The organism is Mesorhizobium sp. M2E.F.Ca.ET.219.01.1.1 (genome assembly GCF_004016445.2).
In the GTDB taxonomy this organism is placed as follows: Bacteria; Pseudomonadota; Alphaproteobacteria; order Rhizobiales; family Rhizobiaceae; genus Mesorhizobium.
In genome coordinates this window covers 1-289 of record NZ_SADT02000250.1, presented here as the reverse complement: position 1 = coordinate 289, position 289 = coordinate 1, and the positions used below count along the sequence as shown (strand labels likewise).

Genomic DNA, 289 nt, shown 5'->3' with positions numbered 1-289 from the left:
GGCACGATCGCGATCAAGAGCGCAGAACAGGGAACCGGCCTCGGCCTGCCGATCGTCCAGGGCCTGCTCGACATGCATGGCGGCGAGTTCGAGCTTCACTCCAAGCTGCGCGAAGGCACCGAGGCCATCGCCATCTTCCCGCTGAGCCGGGTGATGGAGGAATTGCCGGCGCTGCCGACTAAGGCCGTGGCGGCGCGCCGGCGTTAGCTCCAAGGCGCTTTAGCGCCGAACCGCCGCCGCCATGCCGGAGCTGGTGAGCGCCGCCGCCTTGACGAGCCCGGCGGCAAGT

The 289-nt window shown here is 69.2% G+C and carries 1 protein-coding gene; it reads left to right on the top strand.

Annotated features, from left to right (window positions below):
• On the top strand, positions 1-207 hold a 207-nt coding region (locus EN862_RS35715; protein WP_135913345.1), incomplete at its 5' end, for an ATP-binding protein.
• Between the last annotated feature and the right edge of the window lie 82 nt (positions 208-289).